At 29.9% G+C, this 17,538-nt stretch carries 15 protein-coding genes; 13 read left to right on the top strand and 2 right to left on the bottom strand.

The features are described from left to right. The first annotated feature begins 1 nt into the window (after position 1). The 6 genes from bsdtw1_RS14735 to bsdtw1_RS14710 all read left to right on the top strand — a co-directional run bounded on the left by bsdtw1_RS14735 (position 2) and on the right by bsdtw1_RS14710 (position 6,583). Positions 2-469 (top strand): chemotaxis protein CheX, encoded by a 468-nt coding sequence (locus tag bsdtw1_RS14735; protein ID WP_183278316.1) that lies wholly within the window; start codon positions 2-4, stop codon positions 467-469. 29 nt (positions 470-498) lie between these two features. After that, entirely contained in the window at positions 499-1,374 is an 876-nt protein-coding gene (locus bsdtw1_RS14730) for a DMT family transporter (protein ID WP_183278315.1), read from the top strand. Between the two features lie 364 nt (positions 1,375-1,738). After that, positions 1,739-2,560, top strand: coding sequence for a YdcF family protein (locus tag bsdtw1_RS14725; protein WP_244638173.1), 822 nt, complete (start codon positions 1,739-1,741; stop codon positions 2,558-2,560). Between the two features lie 269 nt (positions 2,561-2,829). Then, a complete protein-coding gene (locus bsdtw1_RS14720; RefSeq protein ID WP_183278314.1) occupies positions 2,830-3,303 on the top strand; it encodes a MarR family winged helix-turn-helix transcriptional regulator in 474 nt (157 codons plus the stop codon). Next, positions 3,287-4,747 carry an MFS transporter gene (locus bsdtw1_RS14715; protein ID WP_183278313.1) on the top strand — a complete coding sequence of 487 codons (1,461 nt, stop codon included), beginning with the start codon at positions 3,287-3,289 and terminating at the stop codon, positions 4,745-4,747. Before bsdtw1_RS14720 ends, bsdtw1_RS14715 begins: the two co-directional genes overlap by 17 nt. Positions 4,748-5,224: 477 nt before the next feature. Next, positions 5,225-6,583 carry an APC family permease gene (locus bsdtw1_RS14710; protein ID WP_244638172.1) on the top strand — a complete coding sequence of 453 codons (1,359 nt, stop codon included), beginning with the start codon at positions 5,225-5,227 and terminating at the stop codon, positions 6,581-6,583. Between the two features lie 111 nt (positions 6,584-6,694). On the opposite strand, the gene rpsD is transcribed toward bsdtw1_RS14710, so the two are convergent. Further along, entirely contained in the window at positions 6,695-7,273 is a 579-nt protein-coding gene (gene rpsD, locus bsdtw1_RS14705) for a 30S ribosomal protein S4 (RefSeq protein ID WP_183278311.1), read from the bottom strand. Between the two features lie 345 nt (positions 7,274-7,618). Then, positions 7,619-8,059: a tellurite resistance TerB family protein gene (locus bsdtw1_RS14700; protein ID WP_183278310.1), complete on the bottom strand. Its 441-nt coding sequence runs from the start codon at positions 8,057-8,059 to the stop codon at positions 7,619-7,621. A 322-nt stretch (positions 8,060-8,381) separates the two neighbouring features. Here bsdtw1_RS14700 and bsdtw1_RS14695 point away from each other — a divergent pair, with 322 nt between their 5' ends. The 7 genes from bsdtw1_RS14695 to bsdtw1_RS14665 all read left to right on the top strand — a co-directional run bounded on the left by bsdtw1_RS14695 (position 8,382) and on the right by bsdtw1_RS14665 (position 16,993). Further along, entirely contained in the window at positions 8,382-9,362 is a 981-nt protein-coding gene (locus tag bsdtw1_RS14695) for a ribonuclease Z (RefSeq protein WP_183278309.1), read from the top strand. 111 nt (positions 9,363-9,473) lie between these two features. Further along, positions 9,474-10,460, top strand: a complete 987-nt coding sequence (locus bsdtw1_RS14690) for a Gfo/Idh/MocA family protein (protein ID WP_183278308.1) — start codon at positions 9,474-9,476, stop codon at positions 10,458-10,460. 70 nt (positions 10,461-10,530) lie between these two features. Further along, complete coding sequence (locus tag bsdtw1_RS14685; RefSeq protein ID WP_183278307.1) at positions 10,531-11,427, top strand: DUF2156 domain-containing protein; 897 nt, start codon at positions 10,531-10,533, stop codon at positions 11,425-11,427. Between the two features lie 12 nt (positions 11,428-11,439). Continuing rightward, a complete protein-coding gene (locus bsdtw1_RS14680) occupies positions 11,440-11,991 on the top strand; it encodes a GNAT family N-acetyltransferase (RefSeq protein WP_183278306.1) in 552 nt (183 codons plus the stop codon). Between the two features lie 358 nt (positions 11,992-12,349). Next, complete coding sequence (locus tag bsdtw1_RS14675; RefSeq protein ID WP_244638171.1) at positions 12,350-13,342, top strand: DUF4003 family protein; 993 nt, start codon at positions 12,350-12,352, stop codon at positions 13,340-13,342. A 338-nt stretch (positions 13,343-13,680) separates the two neighbouring features. Next, complete coding sequence (locus tag bsdtw1_RS14670) at positions 13,681-16,002, top strand: VIT and vWA domain-containing protein (RefSeq protein WP_183278305.1); 2,322 nt, start codon at positions 13,681-13,683, stop codon at positions 16,000-16,002. Positions 16,003-16,132: 130 nt separating this feature from the next. Continuing rightward, positions 16,133-16,993, top strand: coding sequence for a DegV family protein (locus bsdtw1_RS14665; protein ID WP_183278304.1), 861 nt, complete (start codon positions 16,133-16,135; stop codon positions 16,991-16,993). Positions 16,994-17,538 lie beyond the last annotated feature (545 nt).

Below are 17,538 nucleotides of genomic sequence, written 5' to 3'. Positions count from 1 at the left end.
GATGAAAGTAGAATATATTAATCCTATCGTAGAAGCGAGTAAGAATGTTATAAATCAAATTACTGGATTTAATCCTAGTTTAGGTCAAATCTACAAAAAGACCATTCCATATTCAGTTGATTCTGTTGTGGTACTAATAGGATTAACAGGACAGATACAAGGAAGTGTTAACGTTTCTCTAAATAAAAGTTTAGCGTTGAAAATTGTATCTGCTATGATGGGTGGTATGGAAGTAAAGGAATTAGATGAGATAGCAAAAAGTGCTATATCTGAGTTGTGTAATATGATGCTAGGTAACGCAGCGACAATATTCTACTCAAACAATATAAGCATTGATATAACTCCTCCTATCATAATGACAGGTACAAATATAGAAGTTAGTCAGGCGAATTCAGTTGTAATAAGTATTCCATTAAACTTTGAAAATGGAGATAAGTTAGAACTAGATATCTCTTATAAGGAAAAGTAATTTGGCTATTTAGGAATTAGGAGTAAAATATGACAAAAGAAATGAAGGCAGATCTATATCTTATAACAGTTACAGCCTTTTGGGGGCTTAGTTTTCCAATAATGAGCGTAGCTCTTAAAACCATTCCTCCATATAGTTATATTGCTATAAGATATACTTTAGGAGCAATAATTTTAACAGCTTTTTTTCATAAAAAATTTAGAACTATAAAACTAAGAGATTTAAAAATAGCTGCTTTAATAGGAATGCCACTCTTAATAGGTATTATATTTCAAGTAGTTGGGCTTACGTATACAACTTCAAGCAAATCTGCTTTTATTACAGGGTTGAATGTAGTCTTTGTACCAGTTATGTTGGCAGTTATTTATAAAAAGATTCCTGATATAAAAACAATTATAGGTATTGTATTATCGTTAATAGGCCTTTATATATTATCTGCAAAAGGAGCTTCAGGAATTAATTTTGGAGATTTTTTGACCCTTTTAGGGTCAATCGCTTTTGCTGCTCAAATAATACTTGTGGACAAGTATGCAAAGAAAGTAGATTCTGGACTTTTAACATCTTTAGAACTTTTTATAGTTGGGATATTTAGTTTTATACCAGCTATTGGAGTTGAAAATCTACACTTTGAATTTACAACAACTGTGGTTATAGCACTTTTAGTAACAACAATACTTTGTACTGTTATAGCAATGTGGGTTCAAAATGAAATGCAGCCATATACTAATCCTACTCATGCAGCTATAATTTATTTAGGAGAGCCTGTTTTTGGAGCCATCTTTTCTATATTTATTGGGGACAAACTTACTGGCAATAGTCTTATAGGGTCATTATTAATTTTAATTGGGATGATTTCAATAAACTTAAAAATAGGGACTTCGCAACAGAACAGTGAGGAGTTCTAATGTACCTGCTAGAAATGGAAGAAATCAATATAGAGAGTAATAAGGCATTAGTGATTATTTCACTGATGCCTTTACTTTTGAAACTCTGCTGACTTATGAGAAGAGGCTTTAAAGATAAATTTTAATATGAAGTAGTTTATCTAAAGATGAACCACTCCGATACGGAATCTATTTTTAAAACTCTCACGGGTTTTGGTGAGAGAATTTAAAAATATAAATTCTATTACGAAGAGGTTTATCTATATACTATGTTTTTATATAAAAATACAAGGTTAATAGTGTATTATATAATTAATCATTAATGTCTATAAATTGTAATTTGAGATAAGAGAACTATAAAGGTGAATGAAAGGAAGAGGTAAATATGATTAACGATAAGGATATTCTAAATATGGAAATCATAAATGATATAAATATAATAGGGATGTTTTTAGCCAAAAGGGATTTAAATGAGCTCAGTTGTGATGAATTACATGATAAGTACGGAATTAAGAAAGCTGATATAAGTCTTCTCCTCGGAAATAGTATAACTAATACTATTGAAGTAGTTCAGAAAACTTTTAAGGATGGTATAGTTGATAAAATTATGGTAGCAGGTGGAATAGGTCATTCCACTTCATACCTAATAAACAATGTTAGAAAAAATAATAAATATCAAGATATAAATACTACAGACAAGGCGGAAGCAGATATTATAAATGAAATACTTGTCAATGTATATGGGATAAGTGAAAATGATATAATTATAGAAAATCAATCAACTAACTGCGGAGACAACGCATATAAGACTTTTGAGATGTTAAGAGAGTTGAATATAGAAGCTCAATCGATTATATTGATTCAAGATCCTACAATGCAGCTTAGAAGTGATGCATCTTTTAGAAAAGTATGGCGTGATGAGAATAAAGTGAAACTTATAAACTATGCTCCATTCGTGCCTAAAGTAGGAATTTTTAATAATCAAATTAAATTTGAGAATACAAATATAGAGGGGATTTGGGAAGTAGATAGATACTTATCATTAATAATGGGGGAAATACCGAGATTAAAAGATGATGAATATGGGTATGGTCCAAAAGGAAAGTACTTTATAGAACATGTTGAGATACCAGAAGAAATAATTGAAGCATATTCAAGAATTGAACCTATACTTAAAAAATATTTGGATATGAGAAAAATAGTATGATACAGAAAGTTAATCAATATATTTAGATTTGCAAACCATTTTATTGAAACATTAATGATTAAGATAATAGGTCAATAAAGTGGTTTTAATTTGTTTTTATGGTTGACTAGTCAACTATGTGATGGTAGTATAATATTTGTTTAATCAATCTATACATAAATTAATAGTTGAATTAGTAACTCTATAGGTACGTAGTTTATTAATATAATGCTCATTTGAAGGTTGGCGTATAAGAAAATATGAAAGATTTTTAGAAGAAGGTGAAGTGGATGGATGATAGTAGAACCAGTCTAATTAAGCTTATAAATAAGTTGTACAGATTTACCCAGTCTCAATTAGATGTTTCATTAGAAAGATTTAATCTTACAAGTGGAATGTATCCATATATTTTAATTCTCCATAATCATGAGGGAATAAGTCAAAACTGTATAAGTAAAAAGCTTAATGTTGATAAAGCAATGTCTGCTAGAACTATAAAGAAACTTATAGAACTTGATTACATAAGGAAAGAAGTTGATCAAGAGGATTCAAGAGCATATAGGTTGTTTTTAACGGATAAGTCAAGAAAGATAATACCTGAAATAAAAAAGGAAATCCAGAAATGGATTGATATAATTTCCTTAGAATCGCATGATGAAGATGTGGATAAAGTGATTCTTTTTTTGAATAATGCATTAAAGAATGCAAAAAACTATAGGATGAATACTGAAGAGGGGGACAAAAATAATGGAGAATATAAATGATAAAATCTACAAAAATAGATGGCTTATATTATTTAATGTTGTATTGATGACTTTTATGTCATGTCTAGATAGCAGTATAGTAAATGTAGCACTGCCTGTAATGTCAAAAAAGCTTAATGTTAATATGGCATCAATAGAATGGGTAGTAACAAGCTATTTGATAACTATCTCATCTATAATTCTTATATTTGGAAGATTGGGCGACATAAAAGGAAAAACTAAGGTGTTTAGTTTTGGAATAATTATGTTTACTTTAGGGTCGTTAATGTGTGGGCTATCTAATTCATTATGGCTTTTAGTAGCTGCTAGAATTATACAAGCAATTGGTGCTTCTGCCACAATGTCAACAAGTCAAGGAATAATAACAAGTGTTTTCCCTCCGAATGAAAGAGGAAAAGCTTTGGGTATGTCAGGTACAGCAGTGGCTTTAGGTACTATGGTTGGACCGCCATTAGGTGGCTTCATAGTTTATTTAGTAAGCTGGAAATATATATTCTTAATAAATGTTCCTATAGGATTAATAACCTTTGTAATGTCATATAAGATTCTTCCTAAGTCTAAGGGGAATATATCAAATGAAAGGCTTGATTTAAAAGGAGCCGTATTATTTACAATAGCTATAGTTATGATGTTTGTATCCATTATAAAAGGACAACAATTGGGATATGGGAATCCTATTATTTTAGGTAGCTTACTTATTGCTATAATATCGTTCACGGCGTTTATCTATGTTGAAAAAAGAGTTAAGGAGCCAATGTTAGAACTTTCAATATTTAAGAATAAGCTATTTTCTCTCAGTGTTTTTTGTGGGTTTATATCTTTTGTTGCCATCAGTTGTTCTAATATAATTCAGCCTTTTTATTTACAGGATGTTATGAAGCTATCATCTTCAGTTACAGGACTATTTATGATGGTTTCACCTTTGATATTAGCGTTCATAGCTCCTATAAGCGGCCATATGTCAGATAAAATTGGATCAGAAGTACTAACTTTTATAGGACTTATAGCTTCAAGCTTTGGATTAATGTTAATGTCAACTTTAAATCAAAATTCTTCAATGATAATTTTAATTATATTTATGGCAGTACTATCAATAGGAAATGGAATGTTTCAATCGCCTAATAATTCTCTAATAATGTCAACTGTTCCTAAAAGTAAATTAGGCATAGCAGGAAGTGTTAATGCATTAGTTAGGAATTTAGGTATGAATTTTGGTATTTCTTTATCAACTGCTCTTTTATATAATAGGATGAGTTATAAGATTGGATATCAAGTTGCTAACTTTGTTCCTGGTAGAGAAGATGTATTTGTATACGGAATGAAATACTCATACTTAGCGGCTAGCCTTATATGTGCAATAGGTGCAATACTAACTGCTATGAGATTATATACTAGAAAAAAATCGCAAAAAAGAGTTGAAGATATAGTTGAAAAAATAAGTTAGAAATATAAAGCTGTACCTAATTGGTGAAAATCCATTAGGCACAGCTTTTTTACTGTATATGGAAGTATAAAAATTTCAACTTAGATAAACTTAAGATACTTCAAGGGTTTTAGAAGTTTTTATCGCTATACAGTAAAAAATAAAACTTATTCGCCTGCCAAATTTTCCTCATATTCATTCAGAAAGGCAGATGTGCAAAAAAAGCTCACTGAAGAAGATCGCTTCAGCGACTTTTTTACTGTATATGAAAGTATAAAAATTTCGTCCGAAGTTGACTAAGAGTACTTTTGTCTATAGAATTAGATAATGTAAAAGTGAAGACATAATTAAGTAGCGCTATTTTGGTAAAAATAATAAAGTATATTAATAAAATAAAGGTTTACATATCTGGATATACCTATGTATTTTTTAAATATTAAACGAAGGATGAAAAGTTATTTATAGTTCGAAGAAAAACGTACAGAAAGGATGAAGCTTATGAAGAATTCAAAGGATAGTAGCAAAAAGGCGGAGTTAGCTGAAAGTAGTTTAAAAAAAGAAATAGGGTTGCCTGAAGCGATAACAATGGTTATAGGAATAGTTATAGGTTCTGGTATTTTCTTTAAGGCAACAACAGTTTTTGGTAATGCAGGGAGTTCATTGCTAGGCATATGTGCATGGATCGCAGGTGGTATCATAACAATGGCATCTGCTTTAACTGTAGCAGAGATAGCAGCGGCAATACCTAAAACTGGAGGAGTATTTGCTTATTTGAAAGAGCTATATGGAGAACAGTGGGCTTTTCTATTTGGATGGGTTCAAACTGTTATATATGTACCAGGAGTAGTAGCTGCATTATCTATCGTTTTTGCAACACAAGCTACATATTTTATAGAACTATCTAAGGCTGGCCAAAAGATACTTGGAATCTTTATTATATTGTTTATCATGACTATTAATGTATTGTCTACAAAGCTAGGTAGTAAGGTTCAATTTGTTGCTACACTTGCTAAACTTATTCCTATTGTAGCAATAATATTATTTGGTCTCATAAATGGTGGAGAGCATAATTTTGTTAATCTAAATGTAGTAAAAGGTGGAACTTCAGGATTAGCAGGCTTTGGTGCAGCTATATTAGGAACTTTATGGGCATATGATGGATGGATAAGTGTAGGTAATATGGCTGGTGAGCTAAAGAAGCCTAAGAAAGACCTGCCTAGATCAATAATTATAGGTCTTACTATAATTATTGCAGTATATATTTTGGTGAATATAGCTTTATTAAAAGTTATGCCTTTGGGGTATATAATTACATCCAACAAGCCAGCATCTGATGCAGCTGTAATACTGTTTGGAAGTAATGGGGCTGCTTTAATTGCAGGTGGCATAATGATATCTATTTTTGGAGCTCTTAATGGTTATTTGATGACTGGAGTTAGAATTCCATATGCTATGGCTCAAGAAAAATTAATGCCTTTTTCACAATTTTTTGGTAAAGTTGAAGAGAGATTTAACACACCAATGAATGCATTTATATTTGAAGTGTTTTTGGCCATATTATATGTAATTTCAGGATCTTTCGATACACTTACAAACTTAGCTGTTTTCGTAATGTGGATATTCTTTGTAATGACAGTAGCAGGCATATTTATATTAAGAACAAAGCAAAAAGACATAAAAAGAGAATATTCAGTTCCATTGTATCCATTTATTCCTCTAATAGGTATAGTTGGTGGATTGTACATTATAATAAGTACAATGATAACTGATAAGTATAATGCGCTATATGGGGTCTGCATAACCCTCATAGGAATTCCGATATATCTATATATTAAAAGAAAAAATAATACCAATTAGAAAAATAAAAGCTATACTTAAATTTTGATTTAAGTATAGCTTAATTTATTCAATATCTAAATTTATAAAAGTCTGATTTTATAGAAAATCAGGAATAAGTAACACATATGATTAGTTCTTTGAGTAAAATTCTATTATTTTCGGGAATTTTACGTCTACAGGGATGTCTTCAATGTTTGGCATGTTTTTTATAGTACCACTTAAAGATTCAATATCTTTTTCTATATAGTTCACAGAAGGTAATATAGAATTAAAGTTTTCAACAAACATATCAGTCTTCTTGGAAGCTTCTTTAAGTGAAATTACGTCACCTACTTTTAGCTTATAAGAAGGGATGTCTACCTTTTGACCATTAACCCTTATGTGTCCATGAGTTACCATTTGTCTTGATTGTCTTAAGGTTGAACCGAAGCCCATTCTATAGACTATATTATCTAATCTCATTTCTAATCTTTGAATCAGAACGACTTCAGATTTTTCTTTTGAACTCATAGCTTCAAACACATATCTTCTGAACTGTTTTTCTAGTACACCATAATATGCTTTTAGCTTTTGCTTTTCTAAAAGTTGTTCTCCGTATTCGGATAACTTTTGTTTCTTTATCCCCCTATTTAAAGCTTTAGGGTGATTAAATACATTTACACCAAGTCGTCTCGCAACCTTAAATCTTGGTCCCATTGATCTTGCCATTTGAATCCTCCAATAAAATATATTTTCGCGGTTTCAAATTTTATACCAGACAGCCAAGAAAAATTATATCATAGTTAAAAAGAAATGTAAATGAAATTCATTATCTTTTGTATTCCTTTTATGGTAGATTTTATTCTTTATGGATTTTAAATTTAATAATTTCTGTAGTTATGAATGCGTAACCGGTTTAAAATGTAATATAAGGTAAAAGAATAAAAAAATAAAACTTATTCGCCTGTAAGTTTTCTCATATACATTCGGAAAGGCAGATGCGCAAAAAAAATCACTGAAGAAAATCACTTCAGTGATTTTTTACTGTAAAGGAAGTAGAAAATTTTAAGAACATTAAACCAACAGTTCTGATATCCTACTCTTTAACTCAGAGATTTTACTTTCATAATCTATAACTGTTATTTCATATAAATCCTTTATATCCTTAAAAAAGTTAAGGAAAGAAGTTTGTTTCGCTTCATTAATATTAAAAGCATCAGCCACCTTAGATAAAAAGGCAGTTTCTTCTCGAGAGTACAAGCCGTCTACAAGAGCAAGTCCAACTAATTCAAAATATATTATATTTTGAGTTTTTGAAGCAGAAGAAGATAAAGCTTTTATGGTTTCGTCAAAGGATAATGAATCCACCTCTGAGCTGTTTAAAGAAAGTTCTTCTAGGTAATCGGATATTAGCTGTTCTTCTTTTTTCGAAAATACTTTGTCTACATTTGCTAGATTCTTAACTAGATTAATAAATAGTATTGATTCTTTCTTTGATAATTCGTTTAAAAACATTACATTACCTCCAAAATTAAATAATTTATATATTTATTGAAAACTTAATAGCAATTAGGTTACTTTACATGAATATATAAAAATAATTGTATAAATATAATCATATGCTTATACTTTAAAATGTTTTTATATAATTCTTAAAATTCTTAATTTAATAGTACAACTTAACACAATACTTGTAAATATATGCCTGGAATTAAACAGATGTATTTTAGAGACTATAATTAAAAATCCGGTATATACTATTCAATTAAAATGTAATTTAGAAATGTATATCTTCACACTTATTGAAGATAAAAATAAAAGATGAGAGGTAATCGAAATGTTAGATGTAGCATTTTTAGGATGTGGAGGCACTATGCCAATGCCTGAACGTTTTCTGGCTTCAATGTTCTTAAAATACAACGGTAGGAAGATACTTATTGATTGTGGTGAAGGAACTCAGGTCGCTATGAAAAGGTTGGGGTGGGGATTTAAATCAATAGATATAATTTGTATAACTCATTTTCATGGAGACCATATACTTGGACTACCAGGACTTTTAGCAACTATAAGTAATAGTGGTAGAGTAGAACCTATCTATATAATAGGGCCCGCAGGTCTATATGAAGTTATGAATGGACTAAAAGTAGTTATTCCATACTTAGCTTTTGAAGTTTTTATTATTGAGAACCCAAAAGACTCTATACTAGTAGATTTTGAAAAAGACAAAGCAGTTCTATTTCAAAATGATATAAATACATTATCAGAAGAAAAACAAGAACCTAAAGGTCAAGTAGAAATAAGGACAACAGAACTGGATCACTCTAGTCCATGTATTGGTTATAGTTTTTATATTAGAAGAACTCCTAAGTTTGATGTAGAAAAAGCTATTGAAAATCAAGTGCCTAAAGTGCTATGGAGTAAATTGCAAAAAAATGAGCCACAAGATTTTGAAGGAAAGACATACACCCCTTCTATGGTGTTAGCTGAAGAGAGGAAAGGACTAAAGATAAGCTATATAACAGATACAAGACCAGTAGAAAGCATAAGAGGATTTGTTGAAGGTAGTGATCTATTAGTATGTGAGGGGACCTATGGAGCTGATGAAGATATAGAAAAAGCTATGAAAAATAAACATATGACCTTTAGAGAAAGTGCAACTATTGCTAAGGAAGCAGATGTTCATGAGCTTATTATAACTCACTATAGTCCTTCTATGATGAATCCGGGAGAATATATTGAGAATGCTGTTAATGTTTTTACGAATACATCCTTGGCTTATGATGGAGCAGTAAAAACAATAAATTTTAAAGAAAATTAAAGCTATAGCCTATTTATAAGGATAATCTGTCAAATTATATTTGTTAAAAAGGCAAAGTAGGTTGTATAATTATAGTAGATTATAATTAGTAATTGTTTAGGCGGTGTATTTATGAAAAGTTTGAAATGGGCTATATTAGGACCAGGGCTTATTGCGAAAGACTTTGCAGCAGCAATAACGGAAGTAAATGGAGAAATATATGCAGTAGGTTCTCGTTCCTATGATAGAGCTGAAGCCTTTGCTAATCAATATGGAATAAGCAAGGCGTATGAAAATTATGAAGAAATGTTAAAGGATGAAGTTATAGATGTAGTTTATATATCTACACCACATAGCAATCATTATGAATATATCATGATGGCCTTAAAGTATAATAAACATGTAATTTGTGAGAAGGCAATAGTACTGAATGGAAGTCAATTGAAAAATATCATTGCTTTAGCAAAAGAGAAAAATCTAGTTGTAGCAGAAGCTATGACCATATATCATATGCCATTATTTAAAAAGTTAAAAAATCTAATAAACGAGGGCGCAATTGGTCAGTTAAAGATGATAAATGTTTCATTTGGAAGCTGTAAGGAATATGATATTACAAATAGATTTTTTAATAAGGAGTTGGCTGGCGGGGCTTTATTTGATATTGGAAGTTATGCGTTATCTCTTACAAGAATGTTTTTGTCAGAACAACCTGATGTCGTGATGACAACAGTTAAAAAATTTGAGACTGGTGTAGATGAACAATCCGGCATAATTTTAAAAAATTCAAAGGATGAGATGGCTGTAGTTACGCTGACAATGAGAGCTAAGTTGCCTAAAAGAGCAGTTATAGCGGGGGACCTAGGATATATAACAGTGGAGGATTATCCAAGAGCAGATGAAGCTGTTATAACATATCTAAATGGAACAGTAGAGAAGATAAGTTGCGGCCATAAGAATAAAGCACTATTATATGAAGTAGAAGATATGAATAATAGTATTTTAAATTTAAATAAGGCTGATGATTTAAATAGCTTAAATCTTTCTAAGGATGTTATGAGTATAATGGATGAAATCAGGAGACAATGGGGTATATCCTATGGTAAATCAGATGAAATTTAAGATATAGTATAGAATAATTAGTATTTTTAAGACAATCATGGTGTTATGTAGACATCAGAGGAGGATACCAATGATACAGTTCAAAACATTAGAGCTTAGTGATAAGGATATATTTCAAAAGTATTTAAAAGATTACAAGTTTTCAACTTATGAATATTCATATTTAACTTTATATTTATGGAAAAACCTGTTTAAGGTTGAATTTGGATTTTTCGATGGAGCGTTAATTATAAAGAAGACGGAAAATCATACAGGCACATATTTTATGGAGCCTATTGGTTATACAAATGATAATCTGAAGTCTATAATTAATGAATTAATAAATATAAAGAAAGAAGATTCTAATATTAAAACTCTTTTTAGAGATATTGAAGAGAACTTTCTAATAAAATTAAAAGAATTATATGGAGAAGAGCTAACTATAGAAGAAGATGAGGATAATTTCGATTATATATATGAAACTGAAAAGTTAGCTACACTATCAGGAAAAAAGCTTCATAGCAAAAAAAACAAATATAATCAGTTTATAAAAAGCTACTGCTATGAAATAAGAGATATAAGAGACGAGAAGGTAGTAGAAGATTGTATAGCCTTCGAAACAAAGTGGAATATAGAAAAAGATCAATTAGATGAGCAATTAGTAATAGAAGAGCAGGGTGTAAAAGAGGTACTAGAAAATCTTGAATCCTTAAACGCTATAGGTATAGCTGTTTATGTTGATGATGAAATTGCTGGATTTACTATAGGTGAGATTGTAAATGATGATATGGCAATTATACACATTGAAAAGGGGAATATAGATTATCAAGGGATTTATGCATTTATAAATAGGTCTTTTGTGAATGAGTATTTAGGTAATATAAAATATATAAACAGAGAAGAAGATAGAGGTATTGCAGGACTTAGGAAAGCAAAGCTAGCTTATCAACCAATAAGACTTGAAAGGAAATATATTGTTAATATATAGAGGTGCTATCTTATGAAAGTGCTACTAAAAGGCGAAAATATAAAGCTTGGTTCAATTAAAGATGAAGATTTTACTTACATTAATTCATGGTATGATGATTCGGATTTTTTGAGATATTATGATATGGTTCCTTCGATTCCAAAGGGAGAAAAAGAGGTTCAGGAAGTATTTGAAGAATTTAAAGGAACTCAGGAGAGAATGATATTTGCTATAAGGGATGTTTCCTCTAATGAGATAATTGGTGTGATAGGCTTTGATGATATAATATGGACTAATAGAGTAGCAACACTGTTTATAGGTATAGGAAATATAAAATATAGAAATAAAGGTCTTGGAAAAGAGGCTATAAGGCTTTTAATAGATTTTGGATTTTCAGAACTTAATCTTCATAGGATTCAATTAAATGTATTGGCTTACAATATAAGTGCTATAAAATTGTATGAATCCGTTGGGTTTAGAAGAGAGGGAGAGTATAGAGAGTTTATACTGAGGGATTACAAAAGATATTCTATGTATCTATACGGCTTATTAAAAGATGAGTGGGTAGAGAGAAGTAAAGTTTAACGAAAGAAAATAGGCGCTGAATTTATCAATATTCTGTTGATAAATTCAGTGCTTTTTTACAGTATAGGAAATTATAAAATTTCAAAGTTAGCTAAACCTATATATTTCAATGCTTTTATAAGTTTTTAATGTGTCAACTTATTGTTAAGTCATTATATGGAATAAAAAAGCTTATGGATGTATATAGATAGAGTACACAAAAAATAAATATATCTATTATGTAAGCCTATTAGTAGTACATTTGTATAGTCTAATTAATAATTATAAATGTTAACAAAATGATTATTTACATATAGATAAATATGTATTATTATATTATATAAAGGGTTATTGATTACTATTTAATATGGAGGGTGTTATGAATTCGTTAGTAGCAGATAGAACTAACTTAATGATCGATAATTTTCATAAATTAAAACATGGATTTAGGTGGGAAGCTAACTTAGTTAAGCACTTCATAGCTATGTCACTTGCTATAGATAACAGAAAATCTGAGATGGACAATTTATTAAGGATAAGAGATTATATAAGGTCGCATACTAGTTGGGTATCATATTTTAGAGGTACAAATGAATTGATTCTTGTGAATTTATTATCTGGTGAGGAAAATTATCCAGACGTGTTTAATAATGTTCAAGCTGCATATGAACTTATGAAACGTAATGGTTTTAGAAGTAGCCCATATCTGCCTATGGCAGCTTATGTAATAGCTTCTACTTCTGAAAAAGCTCAGTGGAATAAAAATGTAGAAAGAATGATAAAATTTTATGAAGGCATGAAGAAAAACCACTTTTGGATAACATCGCCTGATGATTATGTTTATGCTGCAATATTAGCAACCACAGATTTTGATATTGAAGAGACTTTAAATAAAATAGAAAAGTATTATGATGTATTGAACAAAGATGGATTTTACAAAGGAAATGCCTTGCAAACATTATCTCACATACTAGCCTTGAGTGAAGGTAATGTAGAAGATAACTGTAGGAGAACGATAGCTTTATATAAAAAACTAAAAGGTGAAAAATGTAAGCTTAGGTATGATGCGTTAGCAACTTTAGGGCTTCTTGCATTAGTGTCTACTGATGTTGATACATTAGTTTCTGAAATAAAAGAAGTTTATGATTATATACATTCGGTAGATGGATATGGGTTTTGGAGCTTGGATACATCAAATAGAACTATGATTGCAGCAAGTATAGTATCTAGCTACTATATAGACAATATAAAGAATGGTATTTTACAGATATCAGTAGGAAATAGTATAAATGCTATATTGATAGCTCAGCAACAAGCTGCAGCTGCTGCAGCTTGCGCAGCCGCAGCTAGTGCATCAGCAGCATCTAGCTAAATATATCATTTTATTTAAAAAAATTTTAGGGAGTGTAGATTAAATTGGCTACGCTCTTTTTACTGTAAAGGAAATTATAAAAAATTCTACTTTAAAGAATCTATTAAAGTGATTTTGTCTAAACTATTATTTTGAGAATATTAAAAAAACTCTTTACAATTATGAAAATTAGAAATAAAATTTAAAAAAGACTAGAAAAATATGGTCAGTGAGTTTATAGATAATTTTTAGGTTATTATTAATCACCTTAATAAAATTAAACATGGATTAGTTATTAATAAAAGTAAATATAACTATCAAATAGATAGTGATTATAGAAGGATTTAGGAGGCAACGAGATGATGAGCTTAAGTGATGTAACAGTAGAAAGATTGAGTATTAATGGTCATATATGCGGTGAATTTGTAGAGTTCACATTATCTCAATCATTTAAAAATAACACTGGAAAAACAATAGATGGAGAATATGCTTTTCCAATGACTGAAACCGGTGTGTTAACTGGATTAGAGGTTAGAATAGGAGATAGAATTTTAGAGTCTGTTGTTGAAGGGAAAGCTGATGTACAGAAAATTTATAGTGATGCACTTCTTGATGGGATTAACCCCCTCAAATTAGAAAGTTATGAGAATAATTTATATAAACTAACTATAAAAGATATACTGCCAAGTGAACTAGTAAAAATAAAAGTATCTTATATGGATCATATGCCATATGAGGATGATGGGTATAGCTTAGTGCTTCCTAAAATAATTAGCAACGGATTAATCCCTAATAAGTTTTATTTTAGTATAATAGTTAAATCTATGGGGGAGATGCTTATAGAATCATCTTCACATAAAATAAATATAGAAAGAGAAGATGAGACTTTATGTAAGATAACTCTTGAAGATGGAGAACTCTTAGATAGAGATTTTATACTTGATCTAACAGAAAAATGTCCTATAGAAGCAAGTGGTATGTATTATACCGTCGATGAAGAAAAAGAAGAATCGATACTTTACTTAAGTATTTTTCCGAAACTTGATGAAGAAATAAATGATAGTGGAAATAATTATATGTTCATTTTAGATAAATCAAACTCTATGATGGGAGAAAAGCTAGAGCAAGGAAAGAATGCCCTTCAGCTTTGTTTAAGAAATCTAGATGACAATGATACCTTTAATATTATAGCTTTTGATGAGGAAATTTTAATTTTTTCAGAGCAAGGGAAGGTACCATATACTCAAGAAAACTTAAGAAAAGCTAGTGAATTTATTAATTCGCTTTCACCAAGTAGTGAGGAAGAAAACTTGATTGAAGCCTTAAAGATAGCTTTAAATGAAAAAAATAAGCAGGGTGATTCTACGATTCTTTTATTTACAGATGATAATGTAGAGGATGAAGAAGAGGACATTATCTTAAATTATGTAAAAGAAAATATTGGTGATAACAGAATATTCCCATTTGGTATGGACACATCCGTAAATAGTTACTTCATAAATAAAATTGCTGAGATAGGTTATGGAAAGCCAGAATTCATTTATTATGATGAAAAAATTGAAGATTTGGTAGTAAGACAATTTAGCAGAATCAATAGTCCTCAGATAGATGTATTAAAAATTGATTGGGGAAATTTAGAGGTTTTAAGGACTTATCCAAGAAGTATTGAGTATCTATACGATAGAGAACAGTTCTCCATATTCGCACTGGTTAAGGGAGCGATTGAAGGGAATATAAGTATAATAGGGAAAGTTGGAGAAGAAGATTATAGTGTTACTATAAACATGGACTCTTTTGACTTAGAAGAAAATGTAGATCTTATCAGAAAAGCCTGGAGTAGAATGCGTATAGAATCTATAAGTGAGAGAATGAGGGGCGAGCGTGGAGAAATTGCTGAGTCAATGAGGCATAAGATAATAGAAATATCTAAAGAGAGTGGAATATTAAGTGAAGAAACAGAACTTCTTATGGTAGAAAGCTTCCAAGAACCAGTGTTAGGAGCAATAATTAGGAAGACAGTTCCTCTTATAGTTTCTGAAGAGGCACTGAAAGATTTTGCTAGTGGATATTTTATAGATTCACCACGTTTCCTTTATAATACATCTGAAAAATTGAATAAGAGTAAACCTAAGGTTGAAGTAAACAAAGAAATTTCAAGAAATCAATTATTAAAGCTTATAGCTAGGAATCAGTTTGCAGAAGGATCATTTGATAATTCAGAAGAAAGCACTTTATACGATAGAATAGAAAATACTTGTTTATCATTGATTGCTTTTGGTCTAGGAAAGGAAGATTTAAATCTTTATAACAAGCAAATTGATAAAGGTATAAAGTATGTGGCTCGAACCTTAACTGATGTTGAAGAGTTATTAGATGAGAACCTTTGTATGCTTACATTAAGTACATTTAAGGCTGTTGAGAAAAAAGGATTATTAAGATCGAAGACTGAACAAGATGTAGTTGAAGCTGTGAATGTAATCAAGGATGTAATCAAATATAACGAATACTCTGCATTAGAGGGACTAATGAAACTTAATAGATTCGATATAATTACTGAAATTTCAATAAGTTTTATAGCCTCAGAAGCTATTGATAGTGAGCAATTGTTTGAAAATATACAACACAATTTAAAAGAAAATATAAGAGATGTGGCTAAATATGCTATATTAAAGTTAATATAAGATTTTATAAATGCTTGTAGAAGTTATCTTTTACAAGCATTTATAAATTATATAGTGATAGGAATTATTTGTATTAATTTATATAAAAGAGTATAATTTTAGACAAAGAATCTTACTGGGGGTAATCATCTTGAGTATAAAAATAATAACAGACAGTACATCATATATACCGGAGGACTTAATTAAAAAGTATGATATTTCTGTATGTTCATTAAATGTAATATTTCAAGGACAAAGTTATAATGAAACAACTATGGATAGGACAGCTTTTTACGAAGAAATATTAATATCTAATGAAATACCAACATCTTCTCAACCAGGGTTGGAAGATCTTTATAAAATTTTTGAAAAAGAAGTTTTGAAGAAAAACTCAATAGTAGGGGTGTTTTTATCATCTGAAATGAGTGGTACATATTCAAGTGCAAATCTTGTGAAAGAAATGATATTGGACAAATACCCTGATGCTAAAATAGAGATCCTGGATTCTGAGTCAAATTGCATGCAGATGGGATATGCAGTACTTGCAGCAGCAAAGGCTTCTTATGAAGGAAAATCAATGGAGGAGATAGTAGCTGCAGTAGAGAACATGAAACTCAGAAGCAGATTTTTATTTGTCCCTAATACATTAGAATACCTAAAAAAAGGCGGTAGAATAGGTGGTGCTTCTGCATTAATAGGTGCATTTTTGAAGATACATCCTATACTTACTGTTGAGAATGGAAAAACTTCAATATTTGCAAAAGTAAGGACAAAGAAGAGAGCTATAGACACAATTGTTGAAGCTTTTAGAAAAGATATAGATAGAAATAACTTAGGTGAAGTAGTTGTGCATCACATAAATTCGGAAGTAGAAGGAAAAGAACTAGCAAAAACTATAGAAGAAATAGTAAAAACAAAAGTACAGTTATGTGATATAGGACCAGTGATAGGATTGCATGTAGGTCCAGCAACAGTAGGTCTAGCTTATTACACTGAGAATCCGCTTAGATAAATATAAATTAATTTAAATGAAATTAATAAAGGTGAAACGCTTTAGTACTTAAACTCAAAATAAAGATTGCGATAAATCTACGAATCCTTATTTTGATAGATTCAAATATGAAGTGTTTTATCTAAAAATGTGCCACTTCGTAACAAAACTTTATTTTGAATCATTCCAACAAAAAATGTGAGGTGATTTAAAAATAGAGTCAGGAGCGAACTGGTACATTTTTATATATTATGAAATTTAATTTAAAACAAAAGTTAAGGGGATTGCCTTAAGATAATGAAAAATATATGCAAAGTGAGTTAAAAAAATAACAAAGTTTATTGTTGACAATCCCGACAATAATGCTAAACTTTAACTAAGTGAAGTCATTACGTTAATTTTCCAATTTTCAGACTAATTAAATTATCAAAAAATCATAGGTTTTTTTGATAAAAATAAAAATTTTTCGTAATAGCACATTTGTAAACGTTTTTATGAGAAAAAAATAAATTTAATTTTAAATATTACATAGGATTTTCTTTAACAATCTGCTAAAATATAAATGC

It is taken from the genome of Clostridium fungisolvens, from assembly GCF_014193895.1.
GTDB classification, from domain to species: Bacteria; Bacillota; Clostridia; order Clostridiales; family Clostridiaceae; genus Clostridium_AR; species Clostridium_AR fungisolvens.
The sequence above is the reverse complement of the archived record's forward strand: the minus strand, read 5'-3'. Positions and strand labels throughout refer to the sequence as shown.